Here is a 1,026-nt window from a genome sequence, read left to right as displayed (position 1 = left end):
TAGTGAACACCCCGATAATTAACGCATGGAATACTAGCGTGTCTTGTTGCCCTCAGTGAATCTACGTAGAACCCGTGTATAAAAAGCAGCGCGGGTTCTGCGTTGTGCCCTGCTAGTAAACAGAGGAACCGAGCGTACATGCGTGCTCCCATAGGCTCATGTGTGATGCCCATCCCCCCTTAACAATAGCGAACCCCGGTTCCCAAGTCAATACGTCAGGCTCACGGTTCTCAAGTAAGTCTTGATAGGCGGAGCGCCTTGTTGCCCTCAGTCAGTGTACTATTTTGCCACCTTGCGATAGGGGAAAGATGACAGAAGGCTATCACCTTCCCCTACCTACCCTAACGAAGTTGCTTAGGGTCTACTGGTCTAGCGGGCACGTCGATGGTCTTGCCGCGTCGCTTACAGTCACCTTTTTCAGTGCATCTACCAAACGCTTTGCATGTGCGGGTGTGTTCGCACTCGTTGTAGGGTTGAAAATTAGACATCGTGTTTTGCTCCGTTGTGGTGTGTGTTGGATGGCAAGGGTTAGTGCCCTCCCCTTGCCGCTTCTAGTGGATGATGGTTGAGGCGACCTCCAGCGCCCCTAGTATATCGTACAGAAGGTGTTCGTTGCTGGCTTGCTCTTCGAGTGGAGGTGTGGTGAATACATCCATGAAGCTCTCGACGAAATTGAGAAATGGTTCGCAGTATTGAAGAGCCTGTGTTGAGGGTGATGGTGGGTCTTCTTCCTCAACCTCGATGTACCATGTGATGCCTCGTTCCACCGTGTCTTTTACATACCGGTCGGTGACGAACATGATGGAAGCGCCGGTGTAGATGATGCAGAAGGTAACTAGCGCTACCGTTGCTGCGATGAAACCCTCGATGAAGATGAAGCTGTAATCTTTGACTTGCATGAGTGCCACCTTAAAGTTGTGGATATACTGAGCCGTGTTTAGCGCGTGTAGTGTGTACATTTTTTTGTGGAGAGTAGTTCGTTTGGACACTTTCAACATAACACCATCTCAGTTTGGCTGTCTACCC

General features: G+C 50.2%; 1 protein-coding gene. It reads right to left on the bottom strand.

From position 1 onward, the window contains the following. Nucleotides 1–551: 551 nt before the first annotated feature. Entirely contained in the window at nucleotides 552–998 is a 447-nt protein-coding gene (locus tag D6694_07160; GenBank protein RMH43208.1) for a hypothetical protein, read from the bottom strand. Between the last annotated feature and the right edge of the window lie 28 nt (nucleotides 999–1,026).

Source organism: Gammaproteobacteria bacterium, from assembly GCA_003696665.1.
In the GTDB taxonomy this organism is placed as follows: Bacteria; Pseudomonadota; Gammaproteobacteria; order Enterobacterales.
Note: the sequence above shows the minus strand (reverse complement) of the source record. Positions and strands in the feature narration are given on the sequence as shown.